This window comes from Intestinibaculum porci (assembly GCF_003925875.1).
GTDB classification, from domain to species: Bacteria; Bacillota_I; Bacilli_A; order Erysipelotrichales; family Coprobacillaceae; genus Intestinibaculum; species Intestinibaculum porci.
The window spans coordinates 319,521-334,774 of the sequence record NZ_AP019309.1; the positions used below are offsets into that span (position 1 = coordinate 319,521).

General features: G+C 38.5%; 17 protein-coding genes. 14 read left to right on the plus strand and 3 right to left on the minus strand.

What is annotated here, in order from left to right:
• Nucleotides 1-43: 43 nt before the first annotated feature.
• Entirely contained in the window at nt 44-448 is a 405-nt protein-coding gene (locus SG0102_RS01550) for an Hsp20/alpha crystallin family protein (RefSeq protein WP_125118321.1), read from the minus strand.
• 193 nt (nt 449-641) lie between these two features.
• Between SG0102_RS01550 and SG0102_RS01555 the strand changes: the two genes are divergently transcribed.
• The 6 genes from SG0102_RS01555 (at nt 642) to SG0102_RS01580 (ending at nt 6,698) form a co-directional block, all read left to right on the plus strand.
• Nucleotides 642-1,820, plus strand: coding sequence for an ATP-grasp domain-containing protein (locus tag SG0102_RS01555; RefSeq protein ID WP_125118322.1), 1,179 nt, complete (start codon nt 642-644; stop codon nt 1,818-1,820).
• Between the two features lie 8 nt (nt 1,821-1,828).
• Nucleotides 1,829-2,584 (plus strand): esterase family protein, encoded by a 756-nt coding sequence (locus SG0102_RS01560; RefSeq protein ID WP_125118323.1) that lies wholly within the window; start codon nt 1,829-1,831, stop codon nt 2,582-2,584.
• A 26-nt stretch (nt 2,585-2,610) separates the two neighbouring features.
• Nucleotides 2,611-3,930 (plus strand): ATP-grasp domain-containing protein, encoded by a 1,320-nt coding sequence (locus SG0102_RS01565; RefSeq protein ID WP_125118324.1) that lies wholly within the window; start codon nt 2,611-2,613, stop codon nt 3,928-3,930.
• A gap of 264 nt (nt 3,931-4,194) precedes the next feature.
• The gene (locus SG0102_RS01570; RefSeq protein WP_125118325.1) at nt 4,195-5,013 is read left to right on the plus strand and encodes a MetQ/NlpA family ABC transporter substrate-binding protein; all 819 of its coding nucleotides are present in this window, start codon (nt 4,195-4,197) and stop codon (nt 5,011-5,013) included.
• A 138-nt stretch (nt 5,014-5,151) separates the two neighbouring features.
• Nucleotides 5,152-6,345: a polysaccharide deacetylase gene (locus SG0102_RS01575; protein ID WP_125118326.1), complete on the plus strand. Its 1,194-nt coding sequence runs from the start codon at nt 5,152-5,154 to the stop codon at nt 6,343-6,345.
• A gap of 41 nt (nt 6,346-6,386) precedes the next feature.
• The gene (locus tag SG0102_RS01580) at nt 6,387-6,698 is read left to right on the plus strand and encodes a hypothetical protein (protein WP_125118327.1); all 312 of its coding nucleotides are present in this window, start codon (nt 6,387-6,389) and stop codon (nt 6,696-6,698) included.
• A 15-nt stretch (nt 6,699-6,713) separates the two neighbouring features.
• Here the strand turns inward: SG0102_RS01580 and SG0102_RS01585 are convergent, their stop codons facing one another.
• Nucleotides 6,714-7,238 (minus strand): DUF1836 domain-containing protein, encoded by a 525-nt coding sequence (locus tag SG0102_RS01585; RefSeq protein WP_125118328.1) that lies wholly within the window; start codon nt 7,236-7,238, stop codon nt 6,714-6,716.
• A 134-nt stretch (nt 7,239-7,372) separates the two neighbouring features.
• Here SG0102_RS01585 and SG0102_RS01590 point away from each other — a divergent pair, with 134 nt between their 5' ends.
• The 7 genes from SG0102_RS01590 to SG0102_RS01620 all read left to right on the plus strand — a co-directional run bounded on the left by SG0102_RS01590 (nt 7,373) and on the right by SG0102_RS01620 (nt 13,401).
• A complete protein-coding gene (locus SG0102_RS01590; protein ID WP_125118329.1) occupies nt 7,373-8,206 on the plus strand; it encodes a DegV family protein in 834 nt (277 codons plus the stop codon).
• 38 nt (nt 8,207-8,244) lie between these two features.
• Complete coding sequence (locus SG0102_RS01595) at nt 8,245-8,844, plus strand: DUF4230 domain-containing protein (protein WP_125118330.1); 600 nt, start codon at nt 8,245-8,247, stop codon at nt 8,842-8,844.
• A 29-nt stretch (nt 8,845-8,873) separates the two neighbouring features.
• Nucleotides 8,874-9,590 (plus strand): copper homeostasis protein CutC, encoded by a 717-nt coding sequence (locus SG0102_RS01600; protein ID WP_125118331.1) that lies wholly within the window; start codon nt 8,874-8,876, stop codon nt 9,588-9,590.
• Nucleotides 9,583-10,113: a GDSL-type esterase/lipase family protein gene (locus SG0102_RS01605; protein ID WP_125118332.1), complete on the plus strand. Its 531-nt coding sequence runs from the start codon at nt 9,583-9,585 to the stop codon at nt 10,111-10,113. Before SG0102_RS01600 ends, SG0102_RS01605 begins: the two co-directional genes overlap by 8 nt.
• 207 nt (nt 10,114-10,320) lie before the next feature.
• The gene (gene typA, locus SG0102_RS01610; protein WP_125118333.1) at nt 10,321-12,150 is read left to right on the plus strand and encodes a translational GTPase TypA; all 1,830 of its coding nucleotides are present in this window, start codon (nt 10,321-10,323) and stop codon (nt 12,148-12,150) included.
• 46 nt (nt 12,151-12,196) lie between these two features.
• On the plus strand, nt 12,197-13,087 hold the full coding sequence (locus SG0102_RS01615; RefSeq protein ID WP_125118334.1) for a hypothetical protein: 891 nt from the start codon (nt 12,197-12,199) through the stop codon (nt 13,085-13,087).
• Nucleotides 13,088-13,182: 95 nt separating this feature from the next.
• Nucleotides 13,183-13,401, plus strand: coding sequence for a DUF6465 family protein (locus SG0102_RS01620; protein WP_125118335.1), 219 nt, complete (start codon nt 13,183-13,185; stop codon nt 13,399-13,401).
• Between the two features lie 71 nt (nt 13,402-13,472).
• Here SG0102_RS01620 and SG0102_RS01625 read toward each other — a convergent pair whose 3' ends face one another.
• The gene (locus SG0102_RS01625; protein WP_125118336.1) at nt 13,473-14,276 is read right to left on the minus strand and encodes a hypothetical protein; all 804 of its coding nucleotides are present in this window, start codon (nt 14,274-14,276) and stop codon (nt 13,473-13,475) included.
• A gap of 138 nt (nt 14,277-14,414) precedes the next feature.
• Here SG0102_RS01625 and SG0102_RS01630 point away from each other — a divergent pair, with 138 nt between their 5' ends.
• Nucleotides 14,415-15,173 carry a hypothetical protein gene (locus SG0102_RS01630; protein WP_125118337.1) on the plus strand — a complete coding sequence of 253 codons (759 nt, stop codon included), beginning with the start codon at nt 14,415-14,417 and terminating at the stop codon, nt 15,171-15,173.
• The last annotated feature ends 81 nt before the right edge of the window (nt 15,174-15,254 follow it).

Consider the following 15,254-nt stretch of genomic DNA (forward strand, 5'->3'; position numbering starts at 1 on the left):
AAAGAACTAAGTGTGAAAACTTAGTTCTTTTTCATATAGGGGATTATAAAATGTCAATATACTTCTTTTCTTCTTCGTGTTTTACATTCTTAGGAATAATAATATTCAATTCACCCTGATCAAAGGATGCTTTAATATCTGATTCCTTAAGAGCATCACCGACATAGAAACTACGTTTCATATCACCGGTGTATCTTTCACGACGGATGATCTTGCCATCTTTTTCTTCTTTGTTTTCCTGATGGGCTTTCGCTTCAATATATAAATAGCCATGATCTAAATGCATCTGAATATCTTCTTTTTTATAACCAGGCAATGCAATACTTAAAGCGTAATGATCAGCAGTTTCTCTGACATCGCATTTCATCACATCGTTACGCTTTGGTGTGAAGAAATCATCATCAAAATAATTATTAAATAAATCATCAAATCCTGTTAAATATCTCATATATCAACGCCTCGTCTTTCTTTTTCTTAGTACACCTTCATTATAGTCCTCTCATTAGCAATGTCAAGCATAGAGTGCTAAATAAATTATAAAAACTGACAAATAAATTTATTAACTGCTAAGTCATTGACAAAGAAAAATACACAATGATAATCAAAATAATGTTATAATGGGAGAAAGAGAGGTGGATTTGATGAATTTTTTGTATATTTCTCCGACATTTCCTAAATATTATTATAACTTTTGCGATGCCCTCAAGAAAAAGGGAATCACTGTTTTAGGAATCGGGGATACACCTCTTGAAAAAATGAATCAGGAAATGAAAGACAGCTTTCAGGAATACCAGTATTTGCCTTCTTTAGAAAATTATGATGATCTGATGAAAGCGACGGCTTATTTTATTTATAAGTATGGCCGAATTGATTTTATTGCGTCCAATATTGAATACTGGTTAGAAAGTGAAGCAAAACTGCGTGATGATTTCAATATTGCCAGAGGCATTCGCGGTGAGGCCATTGAAGAAGTGAAAATCAAATCGGTTATGAAGGATTTGTTTATTAAGGAAGAGATTCCCACCGCTCCTTATGAAATGGTCACCACTTTTCGTAAAGCCAAAACCTTTGCGAAGCACCATCATTATCCGCTCATCCTCAAGCCGGATAATGGGATGGGTGCCATGCATGTGCATAAGATCCACAATGGAAAAGAGTTAGCGCATTTCTTTGGGGAGATTCATGATTATAATTATATTATGGAAGATTATGTCGACGGCATTGTCGAAACATACGATGGCTTATGTAACAGTAAGCGTGATGTCTTATTTGACAGCAGTATGATTTTTCCGACACCGTTAATGGATATTGTTAATGGGCAAAAGACCAGTGTTTCCATTATCCAAAAAGATGTACCTAAGGATTTAAGACAATTAGGGCAAAAGATCTTACGTCTTTTTCCTAGTGAAGGGAGTTTCTTCCATATTGAATGTTTTCGCTTAAAGAAAGACTGTGCCGGTTATCATAAAGGAGATTTAGTTGTCTCGGAAGTGAACATGCGCTTACCGGGCGGTCATATTCCAGAAGTGATGAACTATATTCATCATGTTGACTTATATGAGATGTATGCCCAGATGATTCAGGATGATACCACCACGCAAAAAGCGCAGCGTGATTATTATGGGGTCAATGTAGGTCGTCGCAATAATGGGAAATATCATTATAAGAGTCGTGAAATTAAGTATAAGTATCAGGATCAGCTGGTGATGGTGGAACATGTGCCAGCCGTCTTATCTGATGCTTTGGGGGATACTAGCTATGTGGCGAAATTTAAAACAATGCAGGAAGTGCGCTCGTTTATTAACGAGTGCACGAAATAGGAGGAGCTATGAAAGTCGAATATTATAAAGAATATAGCCAATGCCTGGAACGAGATATGGCCTTCAAGGTTTATGGTGATGGCGGCCGTCCTTTCCTCGTTTTCCCAACGCAGGATGGGCGTTTCTATGATTATGAAAATCAGGGGATGGTGGATGTCATTGCCCCATGGATTGAAAAGGGAGAAGTCCAGTTATTCTGCGTGGACTCAATGGATCAAGAAGGCTGGAGTCCCAGCAATTTAGACAATGAACATCGCTGCTATATCATCGAACAGTACTATTATTATATTGTGAATGAAGTGGTGCCAAGAATTTTTGAAATCAATGCCAATGGCGGGGACTATGCCGATGGCATCTATACCACAGGCTGTTCCCTGGGTGCTTCCCACGCCCTGAATTTCATGTTAAGAAATCCAGAAATTTTTACTGGATGTATTGCTTTAAGTGGGTATTATGATAGTGATCTCTTCTTTGGCGATTACCATAATGATATTCTCTATCGCAATTCGCCGGTAGAATATATTAATGGCATGAGTTATGATCATCCATATGCTGAAAAATATCGTCATTGCAAGATCATTCTCTGCTGCGGGCAGGGAGCCTGGGAAGAGGAAATGATTCGTTCTGCATCGCGGATGCGCGAATTGTTCGATGCGAAAGATATTCCTGCCTGGATTGACTTCTGGGGTTATGATGTCAATCATGACTGGAACTGGTGGCGTATTCAGCTGCCATACTTCTTAGCGCATATCTTACGTGATTAAGTTTTACTATTAGGGGGAACCATGATATGAATGTAATTTTTATTTCGCCACATTTTCCGTATTACTACTATAACTTCTGTGATCGTCTGAAAAAGCGGGGCGTTAATGTCTTAGGGATCGGTGATACGCCTTATGACAATATTTCCCAGCAGACGAAAGATGCACTCAATGAGTATTACTATGTCAAATCATTAGAAAACTATGATGATGTTTATAAAGCGGTGGCTTTCTATATTAGTAAATATGGCCGCATCAGCTGGATTGAGTCAGAAAATGAATACTGGCTGATGTTAGAAGCGCATTTACGCAGTGACTTTAATGTCAATACCGGTCCTAAGTATGAAGCGATGGGACCATTACGTTATAAATCGAAGATGAAAGATGTTTATAAGTCAGCCAATATTCCAGTGGCACCTTACATCGTCTTAACGTCTTTAGATCAGGGCTTGCAGTTTGCCCGTGATCATGGCTATCCATTGGTTGTGAAACCGGATAATGGGATGGGCGCGAGTGATACGCATAAACTCACCAGTGATGAAGACTTCATTGATTTCTATGCAAATAAGCAGAAAGATATCTCTTATATTTGTGAAGTATGTATCCCTGGTCGGGTAGAAACCTTTGAAGGCATCACGGATTCTAAGGGCAAGATCTTAGTCTGTACCTCTCATGTGATGGTCAATCAGGTCATGGATAATGTCAATGAACAGAAAGATACATTGTTCTACTCTCAGGAAGTGGAAGGCAAGGATATTTACACCGTCGGCAATGCGACCGTTCAGGCTTTTAAAGCCTATGGCCGTTTCTTCCATTTTGAATTCATGCGCTTAGAGGAAGATCATCCGGAATTAGGCAAGAAGGGGGACTTATTAGGATTAGAAGTCAATATGCGTGCCCCAGGTGCTTATATTCCAGAAATGATGAACTTATGTTACGACATAGATGTGTATACGATCTGGGCAGACATGATTCTTTATGATACATGTTACTATGAGATCAAACGTAAACACTGGGTGGCTTATGCCGGCCGTCGTAATTCGAAAGGCTATGCATACCGCTCGCAGGAATTGTATGATCTCTTTAGAGATAACATCAGTTTTGAAACCGATGTGCCTAAAGCTTTAGCAGAAGCGATGGGGGATCATATTTATGTCTTTAGAGCTGCTTCTTATGATGAAATGAAGAATATTGCGGATACCATTCTTTTACCAGCGGGGGATCGGGCAAAGATCTTAGCGCGTAAAGAAGCGGAAATGCGTGAAAAAGAAGCAGAACAGTTAGAGAAAGAAGCGAAAGAAGCGCGTGAACGGGCCATTGAAGCACGCCGCATCGCGGATTCGTTCTAGAAGGAATGCCTCGGCATTTCTTCTTTTTTTTCGTATTCATCGCGTTTATTCTCTTCTTAATAGCCTGATATAGGTAATTCTTATAATAGAATGATGGTTATAAGATTGACAAATAGATATAAGTGGATTATGATAAACCCACAAACCACATAGGAATTACGTGGGATTTGGAAAGGGTGATCGTTATGAGTAAAGGAGACATGTGTATCTAAGATACATTCATCAATATAATAAAGATTATTAATTAAAGGGAGATTTCATAGAATGAATAAAAAAGTATTAGGAAGTTTATTAGCCGGCGTTTTAACATTAGGAGCATTAACCGGATGCTCATCAAAGAGTGAAAATACAGTGATCAAGGTGGCTGCCTCACCAACGCCACATGCGATTATCTTAAAACATGTCAAACCAGAATTAAAGAAACAGGGTTATGACTTACAGGTGACGGAATATTCTGATTATGTACAGCCTAATAATGTTGTGAATGATGGCGATTTTGATGCCAACTATTTCCAGCATACCCCATACTTAGAAAACTTTAATAAAGAAAACAAAACAGATATCGTTTCTGCTGGGAAGATCCACTATGAACCATTTGGTATTTATCCAGGTACTAAGAAGTCTTTAAAGAAGATCGCTAAAGGGGATGTTGTGGCAGTACCTAATGATGTGACAAATGAAGCGCGTGCTTTATTGTTATTACAGGATCAGGGTATCATCAAATTAAAGAAGGGTGCCGGCATCAATGCGACAACCAAAGATATTACTTCTAACCCTAAGAAGATTGATTTCAAAGAATTAGAAGCTGCCCAGGTTTCACGTGTCAATAAGGAAGTTGCTTTCGTGGTATTAAATGGGAACTACGCTTTAGATGCTGGTTACAGTGTTGAAAAAGATTCTTTAGCTTTAGAAAAAGCCGATTCTGAGGCTGCTTCTACCTATGCTAATATCATTGGGGTTAAGAAGGGCAATCAGAATGAAAAAAAGATTAAAGCCTTAGTGAAAGTCTTAAAATCAAAATCAACGCAGAAATGGATTCAAAAACGTTTCAAAGGTGCAGTTGTTGGCTACACTGGAAAATAGCGGGATGAGCATCTCTTAAATGGGATGCTTTTTTTCTTAACAAAATCTTAACAATTACTTAATTATACGTTAAATCCATGTTTTTTGGTTGTGTTTAAGATAGTAAGATGGTATGATTCGACACGGGAAGTGATAACTATGGAGAATAAATACAACCTACATGAGTACAAAAGACCACATAATACCAGAAATATCATCATCGTGATTGTGGCTGTCGCGCTGATTATTACATGTGGTTACGTGATTTATTTCAACTTCTTTTCAAGTCCATTGAAATCAGGTGTTGAAATAGAAGCAGGCACAACAAAATTAAAGGTGAAAGACTTTGTGAAAAATGATAAATACAAAGCTTCCATTAAAAATGGATTAACAGCGAAGCAGTTACAAACCGTGGGCGAACATAACATCACTGTAACGGTCAAAGGACATGACTATACAACAACGGTAAAAGTTGTGGATCATACAAAACCTACCTTAACGGGCGTGAGCGCCTTAACCGTTGATTTAAATAGCAAACCAGATTACACCAAAGGTGTGAGCGTTAAAGATAACGCTGCTGGAAAAGTGAAATTAACGGTTGACAGTAAAGCGGTCAAACTGAATAAAGCTGGCACCTATCCAATTACCTATAAGGCGAAAGATGCAGCCGGTAATGTGACAAGTGAAAGTACAAAAGTGAAAGTTGTCGACTTAGAAAAATTAATGAAAGAAAAAGTTGTTTACTTAACTTTTGATGATGGACCTTCACAAAATACACCAAAAATCTTAAAGATTTTAAAGAAGTATAAAGTCAAAGGAACATTCTTTGTGACAGCCCAGGAACCTGGCTATTTCAAATATATGAAGCAGGCTCATGATCAGGGCAACTTCATTGCCGCCCATTCTTATACCCATAAGTTTAGTATCTATCGCAGTGAAAAAGCGTATTTCGATGACTTAGATAAGATTGAAGCTGTCATTAAGAAATATACAGGCAAGACTTCACCAGTCTTACGATTCCCAGGCGGCTCTTCGAATACCGCTTCAAGACATTTCGCTAATGGCATTATGACCAAATTAACGAAAGATGTCTTAAAGAAAGGGTACCAGTATGTTGACTGGAACTTAGATTCTACCGATGCCTCTGGTAATAATGTTCCGGTTGCGAAATTAGTCGCTAACGGCACTTCAACATATTCCAACAACTTATGTATCTTAATGCATGATACGGGAGCTAAACATACGACAGTCAAAGCTTTACCAGCGATTATCGAATATTATAAGAAACATCATTATAAATTTGAAACCCTGGAAAACAGTCCGCATGTTTACCATCATCATGTCAATAACTAAAAGAGCTTGTCTAAGCTCTTTTTCTCTTATATAATGGCCTTATGAATGAGAAAGATTTTTTAGATTTTAAGGAAACCACACAAATTAACTGGACCATGCAATATGCTTCGCATATTTATATCCTGCAGGGGGAGAAAGAGAAGAAAGGCTATCTTTTACATGTCTATCTCTGCCCGAAAAAGAAGATCAACTTTAAAGCCAAACGCTTAAGCTTAGACGAGGAATACAGCTATCGCGGGAAAACGTTAAATGAAGCACGGGAAAAAATGATGCAGGCGAAGATCTTTGATCACAAAAGCTTTAAGGATATTTATCCAGAGATCTTAGTGATTGATAAATTCAGCCATAATTAAAAGATTAGGGAATGCCTAATCTTTTTTCTTACGCTTCTTTTCTTCTTCTTTTTTCACTTCCGCAATCGTCTTTTCGTTATGAATTGCCTGTTCGACCGAAATTGTATAAACAACTGACATAATGGTTTTGCGAAATAAATTCTGGATTTCCAGTGAGACAGTATAGTCATGCGGTTCATCTACGCCGCGGTAGAGCTCTTCAAAGACATCACAGAACTGATCATAAGCCATGGCTGTTGGCGCATGGTCAAACTGAACCTTAATTAATTTGGAAATATCTTCTAAAGAATAGACCTTTTTCAAAAGACATATTACAATAAAGTAAGCAACATGGTTACGCACATATTTTTTCTTAATGGGAGCGCTCACGATTTTACTTTTGACATAATTATTGATCATTGTACTCGTTACGATCTTATCATCGTCATCGAGTTTCATAAAAGAGAGACTGCTTTCAACCAGGTTAATGACCTGGTCCATATAAAGAGGAAAGTCCGGGATTTCTTCCCAGCGTAATAAATGTATAGATTTTTCACTCATTAATCATCACCACCATCACCATACATCATAAAAGAATACTTGTCAATTCATCTAGTGTTGAATACTAAATGTATTGACATAAATGTCTATATTTGATAGTTTAGGAATGGAAAGTGTGGATCGGAGGTCTTAACATGAGAATTATTACAGATACGAGTGCAATGTATACACCAGAAGAGGCAAAAGCCCACGACATCGATTTATTACCTTTAAGTGTCACAATCAATGGGAAAACATATAAAGAATATGTCGATATCATGCCCGAGGCATTTATTGAAGAAATCAAGAAAGGCGGGATGCCGTCTTCTTCTCAGCCGCCTATTGGGGAAACGATGGAGACATTTGAAAAATATCCTGATGAAGAGATGATTGTTTTAAATATGGCCGATGGCTTATCAGGCACGTATGCCTCAACCTTAGCTGCTAAAAACAGTATGGATCATGCCGATGCCATCCATGTGATTAATACCATGACCCTGTGTGGACCACATCGTTATTTAGTTGATTTAGCCATTCAGATGCGTGATGCTGGCGCTTCCACGCAGGAGATTATCAATGCCATTCATAAACATATTGCCGATACCAAGTCTTTTCTTATTCCGGCAGATTTTGAATTCTTAAAGAAAGGCGGCCGTTTATCGCCGATGGCGGCGAAAGTCGGGGGCATGTTAAAGATTGTGCCCGTCTTAGAATTAAGCGAAGATGGCAAAACATTAGAAAAGTTTGCAATTAAGAAAACCGAAAAAGGAGCTCTCAAAACCGTTATTAAATTCTTTAGTGAACGCGGGGTTGATGAGCGCTATAAGATTTACATTACCCATGCTGGTGATTTAGAGAAAGCTAAACGTTATGAGGCATTATTAAGAGAAGCTTTCCCACAGACAGAAATGGAAATTATCGAATTATCACCAGTCTTTATTACCCATGGCGGACCGGGCGCAATTGCGATCCAAATGATTGTGAAATAACGTGTTTCTAGGTATAATGCCATCAAGGATGTGAGGATATGAAAAAATTTGTACGTAATATCAAAAGTATTGTCATCACCGTCATTCTGGTGGCTGTCATCTTTTTCGCTGGCGTCATGTATGCGAAAACGCATTATCGCGGTAATGGGACAAAGGTCAGTGATACAACTGTAAAAAATGCCTTGGTTTCCATTTCGGAGTTAGCGACATCAGATTATCATTATACAAAAGTCGGGAAGTTCACCAATTCTTTAAAACTCAATGGCTGGACCATTCCGTTTACGGAAAAATCTTTCTTATTAACCTATGAAGGGGATATAAAAGCCGGCTATGATTTAAGTGATGCGAAAGTATCTGTTAGTAATAAACGGATTACCGTGACTTTACCAAAAGTGAAAGTCCTAGAAAATACGATCAGTGAAAAAAGCATTAAAGTCTATGATGAGAAGAATAATATCTTCAATAGTATCAGTGTCAGTGATTATAAAGCCTTTGCCTTGAAAGAAAAAGGCAAAGCCAAAAAAGAAGCTATTCAAAATGGCCTTTACCAAAGAGCTTATAAACAGGCTTCCTTATTAATCACCACCCATATTCAGGCTTTAAATAACAACTACAAAGTGACCATTAAGCAGGCCTAGCGCCTGTTTTTTTGAGAAAGGAAAGGATTATGGAATTAGAAATCTGTTGCGGGAGCTATGAAGATGCCCTGATTGCTTATCAGGGCGGCGCACGCCGCGTTGAACTCAATAGTGCGCTTTATTTAGGCGGGTTAACGCCAAGTTTAGGATCTCTCATTTTAACGAAAAAACTGCCAGGTTTAAAAGTGATCGCGATGGTCCGCTGCCGTGGGGCGGGTTTCTGTTATAGCAGGGAGGAATTTGCGCAAATGATGCTTGATGCGAAGCTCATGTTAGAACACGGCGCTGATGGCTTAGCCTTTGGTTTTTTACAGGCAGATGCTCGTCTGGATCTTCCCAAAATTCGTCAAATGATTACGCTTATTCACAGGTATCATAAAGAAGCCGTCTTTCATCGGGCTATTGATGTGAGTGACAACCTGCTAAAAAATACGAAAATACTAACGAATTTAGGCGTTGATCGCATTTTAACAAGCGGCGGTTATCCTAAGGCTATTGATGGCCTTGAGACGTTCGCAGCGCTTTTATCTTATGACGTGGAAATCTTAGCTGGATCAGGCATTAGCGCAGAAAATGTCCAGGCCTTTAAAGAGATTGGGATCACGCAGGTGCATGCCTCCTGTCGCGCATTCGTGAATGATCCAACGACTTCAGGGCAGCATGTCAGCTTTGCCTATTTAGACAACAATTACGAACGTGTTTCATTATCAAAAGTAACGGCATTAAGGAGGGCTATTAATGAATAAAACAATCTTTTTTGGCGATTCTATTATTGAATTTTTCCCTTTAGATTACTTTTTCAAAGAGGCGATCAATAGGGGATATGCGGGGTATACAACATTAGAATTAAAAGCGTTTATCCCGGATGTGATCAGGCAAAAGCCTAAACGCCTTATTTATTTGGCAGGGACTAATGATTTTAACGAATACAATAAACGCTTACCGCTAGCGATTGCGACGACGATTCAGGAAACGCTCGCCATGATTCAAAAAGCGTGCCCGGATTGCGACATCATTCTGTGTTCTCTCTTGCCTTGTGATCACACGCATATTGATATGCATACGATGAATCGAGGCATTCGCACGAATGAAATGATCCAGGCTCTTAATACTCTTTTATCACAGCTGCCTTATCATTATCTGGATTTGTTTTCTTTATTTTATGATGGTCAGGTGGCGCGAAGATATTATGTTGATTCGCTGCATGTCAATGAAGAAGGATACGCCTTGATCGCAGAAAAAATCAAAGAAGCTTTAATCTCGTATTAATATTTGTATAATAGTTAAAAGTTGACATATTCGTGTCGCTTTAGGCGAAATGAAGAAAGCCGGAAAAGGCTTTTTATATAATGGAAATTCCTTGCATAAAATGAATGCTTTTTGGACTTTTTGAAGATTTTTCAAGGAGAAAAATTTTTATTGTAATGTCTCTTGATTGTGTTATAATCACAATGGAAAAAAAGGAAGGTGCGCAAGATGGAAATTAGAAATGTTGCAATTATCGCCCATGTCGATCACGGGAAAACAACATTAGTCGACCAGTTATTAAAACAGTCTGGTACATTAGATGCTCATGAAGAAATCGCTGACCGAGCAATGGATAGTAATGATCTTGAAAGAGAAAGAGGGATCACAATCTTATCCAAAACAACTGCGATTCATTATAAAAACTATAAAATCAACATCATGGATACACCTGGCCATGCCGATTTCGGTGGCGAAGTAGAACGTATCATGAATATGGTGGATGGTGTTTTATTAGTCGTTGATGCTTATGAAGGGACCATGCCACAGACGCGCTTCGTATTAAAGAAAGCTTTAGAAGCGCATGTCAAACCAATCGTTGTCATCAATAAAGTAGACCGTCCTGTCGTTCGTATTTCAGAAGTAATGGACGAAGTCTTAGAATTATTTATGGAATTAGGGGCTGATGATGATCAGTTAGACTTCCCAACAGTTTACGTTTCTGCGTTAAACGGGACATCTTCATTAGATCCTGATATCAATACTCAGGTCCATAATATGGATTGTTTATTTGACATGATTGTCAAAGAAATCCCTGCCCCAATCGTTGATACCGCTGATGGATTACAGTTCCAGCCATCATTATTAGACTACAATGATTATGTTGGCCGTATTGGGATTGGTCGTGTGGAACGCGGTAAAGTCCATGTCAATGACAATGTTACCTGTGTCCGTGCTGATGGGACATTAACCAAATTCAGAATTCAGAAGTTATTCACATTCTTAGGCTTACATCGTATTGAAGTCGAAGAATTAGATGCTGGTGATATTGGTGCGATCGCTGGTTTAGCGGATATCGGTGTTGGTGAAACCGTATGTGACAATGCCCACATTGATCCATTACCATTATTACATGTTGATGAACCAACTATTCAGATGGTATTTGGTACTAACACATCACCATTTGCCGGTAAAGAAGGAAAATTCGTTACTGCCAGCAAGTTAGAAGCGAGATTACTTCGCGAAACGAACAAAGACGTATCTTTAAAAGTAGAACGTGTCCCTAATAAAGAAGAATGGATTGTCTCAGGTCGTGGGGAATTACATTTATCGATCTTAATTGAAACATTAAGACGTGAAGGTTACGAATTACAGGTTGCTCGTCCTCATGCCATCATTCGTGAAATCAATGGTGTGAAGATGGAACCATTCGAAGATGTTTATATCGAAGCACCTGATGACTGCATCGGTTCCGTCATCGAATCATTAGGTTTAAGACGTGGGATCATGGAAAACATGGACTCAGAAAACGGCATGACAAAAGTCGATTACATCGTTCCTTCAAGAGGTTTAATTGGTTTCATGACGAACTTCTTAACGATGACAAGAGGTTATGGTATTATCAACCATACCTTCCGTGAATATCGTCCAGTTGAAGGAGATACTGTCGGCGAAAGACAGTTAGGTGTCTTAATCTCTATTGATTCAGGTCAGACGACTGCTTACTCATTAGGCGCAGTTGAATCACGTGGGGTTATGTTCGTTGGCCCTGGTGTCGAAGTTTATGAAGGTATGATTGTTGGTGAACACTCTAAAGACAATGACTTAGTGGTTAATGTCACAAAGGGTAAACAGATGACCAACACTCGTTCTTCGACAAAGGATTCTACCGTTGTCTTAAAACGTCCAAGACAGTTCAACTTAGAAGGCTGCTTAGACTATATCAATGAAGATGAATTAGTCGAAGTAACACCTAAGAATGTCCGTTTAAGAAAGAAATACTTAACAGAAATGGATCGTAAACGCGCATACCGTGCGAAAAACGCCGCTGAAAAAGCATAAATGAATGGGGGAGCAAATCCCCCATTTTTCATACAAGGAGAACAGGATGAGAAAAGAATTACTGCCCTTATTTGTAAGTACCCCGGATCACCATTATTACATTTATGAAACAGGGACCCTCAAGTGCATTATTGAAAAGTTATCATTTGGTCGTTTCAGTCTGTTGACAACCCTCCAGGCTGATCGCGAAACAGCTTCTTTTGTCGATCATCTGTTTATTCATCATAGCGATTTTGTCAAACGCTCTTATGTTGATCATCAGGAACTTTGTATTGTTTTTAAAGCTGACACAACCAAAGAAAACTTTCTTGCAGTTATGAAAGAACTCCATGACTATATTGATGTGCATCATTTACTGCAGGTCTGCAATCACTGTCATGAAGTTAAGCCGCTTTCTTATGTGCATAATGAGGAAACGATCGATCTGCTTTGTGATGACTGTTTCACTTCTTTGACAGAAACATCCTATCCCGTGAAGAGCTTAGGTTTATTAAGCGCTATTGTCCTTTGCATATTTCCAGCTATTGTATGGCCGGTTTTACATGACTTAGGTTATCCTATTATCTTAGATGGCATCCTTTTTGGCATATGCAGTTTTAAAGGTTTTCTTCTGTTAGGGGAGAATATCGATCGCAAGGGTTTAGGCCTTAGTTTTTTGGCGGTCGTTATCACTTTATCGATCGCTCAGTTGTTTGCCTTTGCCTTTGAAATTACGCAGGTTTTTCAAACCAACTTTAAAGTCACGATTTCACTTTCCCAAGGCTTCGCCGCCTTGCCGGATTTCTGGGGTGCAGATCTTTTAGGCGTTGCCTTAACTTATATTATTCCAGCATTGATGTTCACTTTGATCACTTTATTTGTTTTGTATAGAAACTATAAGAAAAGACATAATCATCGTCATGCCTTTGAAAAATTAACAATTGATTACGAAAAATAGCCCTTAAACACAAGTTTATTTAGCTTTCTATATTGAAATCATAAATAAAAGATGGTATATTGACTTCGTTATCTTAATTTCAGGGGGATCGCGTAATGAAAACAAAGATTCAGGTTCAGTTTATGGACAAAGATGTCAATGTAGCTGATATTGAAAAGACAGTGAAAGAAGATTTAAAATCAAGAGAAGTTAAAATTAACTCTCTTGCAAACTTAGATGTTTATTACAAACCAGAAGATGGTTCTATCTACTACGTTGCAACGACTAAAGACAACAAAGTTTACGATGTAGATGATCAGCCATTACACATCTAAAATCCGCCAGCTGCCTGCTGGCATTTTTATTTATATGAAACGAGCAAGGTGCATCACCTTGCTCTTGATTATTACTTGACTTTGATGGTAAGGGTATAGTATTTGTTCATTTCATTAGTTACCAGCTTTGCATTAATGGTGGCAGTGCCTTTCTTCTTCGTTTTTACAACATCATTTTTCAAAGATACAATCTGCGGATCACTATTTGTATAACGGATCTGTGATAAGGAAAGGGCATATCTTTTCTTACCCACTTGCGCCTGCGAAATCAGGCGTACACTTTTTCCCTTAGATAGTGTCAAAGTATTTTTCTTCGCCTTATTACCATTGACTACAGTTTTGATCATCGCTGGGGTGACGCGCTTATTAGCTAAACGATAGTAATACTGATAAGCGCCATTTTTTAGTTTGATCAGATTTTTGTCTTTGATGACTTTAGCTTTGCCAAAGGCACCTTTGGCACAGTAGGTAACACTTGCTGGAACGATCACTTTCGTGGCTTTAGTAAAAGCTTTGGCTTCGACTTTTTTGATTGGCAAGTCAGAGATGTTAAGCGAAGAGAGTTTCACTGTATTCGCTGTGCCTAAGTAACGGGTGATAGAAATTCCTGTCACCGTGACATGTTTTGATGAATCATCTAAGAGAAAGCGATACTGGAAGAAATCGCGTTGATGTAAACGAGTGAGGTAACGCAAATAATCATGCGCTGCCTGCTTATTGCCTTCACCATTTTTTTCAATATCGTAATCAAAGTCATCTTCAGTAAGAAGCGTCATCTGATCTTCTCTTAATTCCTGATCGGTAAATTCATACGCTTTAATAGGGGCTTGAGATAAAAACAAAGCGACTGTCATTAGTAATAGTGTCTTTTTCATAGGATCATCCTTTCTTCTTAAAATAAGCATAGCAACCCTTTACAGTAACATCAAGAAAACGAAAAAATATTGAAAAAACAGTAAAAATTCAATTACATGAGAGCGTTTGATATAATGAGACTGAAAGGAGAGGTGACCATGAAGAAAGTCAGTTTATTAATGATTCCCATTGTCTTATCAACGTTTTCTTTAACCCCAGTGCAGGTAAAAAAACAAATGAACATTGCCTTATATCAATACGCGCAAGTGAATACTTCAGTAAAAAAGTGGGAGAAAGGGCAGTTACCTACAAGTAAAGTGAAAACAGATCCAATCCAAAAGAATGTCTATACCAATGGCAAATTAGCTAAGATTAAAGGGATCACTTTATCAAAGGATCGCAAAACCCTAACCCTTGATCATGTTAATAGACCACATGATGAATTGATGATCTCCCAGCTTTCTGGTGACTTTAAAATTATTTTCAAAGGAACGAATCGTTTACGCAGTTTATTTGTGATTGCTGCAAATAAAAAGGCTGCATTGACAATAGCTGCTAAGCAGAATGGGACATTACTTTGTGATGATCAGCAGGATGTCTTTTTTGGCAGTCGCGCTGCACGTTTGTATTTAAGAAATATGAAGAGCGTTCATATCGAAAACAATGTCAACATGCATCTTTATCATCATAATCGTGATCTCTCGACATTAATCAGCTATGCCTATCCTAAAACGGGATCCGGTTTACAGATTGATGGAACACTGACCACCTCTGGCAGAGTCTATCGCAAGCTTGATCAAAGCCCTGCGCATACTTCCCAAACCATGCATTATCTCTCTTATGGCGATGCTTATAATGATGATGATACGGGTTATACTTTACCTTATTCCTTAACAATTGCCCCACATAAAGTATAAGAATGTGTCAGCGTTCGCTGGCATTTTCTTTATTTCTTTTTCATGCTATAATGAGCTTGAGCCTTAAAAGAAAGGAGTACG

Bases quoted from the DNA above. Each gene is read 5' to 3' on its own strand.
- SG0102_RS01550 (WP_125118321.1), bottom strand. From the start codon at position 448: ATGAGATATTTAACAGGATTTGATGATTTATTTAATAATTATTTTGAT.
- SG0102_RS01555 (WP_125118322.1), top strand. From the start codon at position 642: ATGAATTTTTTGTATATTTCTCCGACATTTCCTAAATATTATTATAAC.
- SG0102_RS01560 (WP_125118323.1), top strand. From the start codon at position 1,829: ATGAAAGTCGAATATTATAAAGAATATAGCCAATGCCTGGAACGAGAT.
- SG0102_RS01565 (WP_125118324.1), top strand. From the start codon at position 2,611: ATGAATGTAATTTTTATTTCGCCACATTTTCCGTATTACTACTATAAC.
- SG0102_RS01570 (WP_125118325.1), top strand. From the start codon at position 4,195: ATGAATAAAAAAGTATTAGGAAGTTTATTAGCCGGCGTTTTAACATTA.
- SG0102_RS01575 (WP_125118326.1), top strand. From the start codon at position 5,152: ATGGAGAATAAATACAACCTACATGAGTACAAAAGACCACATAATACC.
- SG0102_RS01580 (WP_125118327.1), top strand. From the start codon at position 6,387: ATGAATGAGAAAGATTTTTTAGATTTTAAGGAAACCACACAAATTAAC.
- SG0102_RS01585 (WP_125118328.1), bottom strand. From the start codon at position 7,238: ATGAGTGAAAAATCTATACATTTATTACGCTGGGAAGAAATCCCGGAC.
- SG0102_RS01590 (WP_125118329.1), top strand. From the start codon at position 7,373: ATGAGAATTATTACAGATACGAGTGCAATGTATACACCAGAAGAGGCA.
- SG0102_RS01595 (WP_125118330.1), top strand. From the start codon at position 8,245: ATGAAAAAATTTGTACGTAATATCAAAAGTATTGTCATCACCGTCATT.
- SG0102_RS01600 (WP_125118331.1), top strand. From the start codon at position 8,874: ATGGAATTAGAAATCTGTTGCGGGAGCTATGAAGATGCCCTGATTGCT.
- SG0102_RS01605 (WP_125118332.1), top strand. From the start codon at position 9,583: ATGAATAAAACAATCTTTTTTGGCGATTCTATTATTGAATTTTTCCCT.
- typA (WP_125118333.1), top strand. From the start codon at position 10,321: ATGGAAATTAGAAATGTTGCAATTATCGCCCATGTCGATCACGGGAAA.
- SG0102_RS01615 (WP_125118334.1), top strand. From the start codon at position 12,197: ATGAGAAAAGAATTACTGCCCTTATTTGTAAGTACCCCGGATCACCAT.
- SG0102_RS01620 (WP_125118335.1), top strand. From the start codon at position 13,183: ATGAAAACAAAGATTCAGGTTCAGTTTATGGACAAAGATGTCAATGTA.
- SG0102_RS01625 (WP_125118336.1), bottom strand. From the start codon at position 14,276: ATGAAAAAGACACTATTACTAATGACAGTCGCTTTGTTTTTATCTCAA.
- SG0102_RS01630 (WP_125118337.1), top strand. From the start codon at position 14,415: ATGAAGAAAGTCAGTTTATTAATGATTCCCATTGTCTTATCAACGTTT.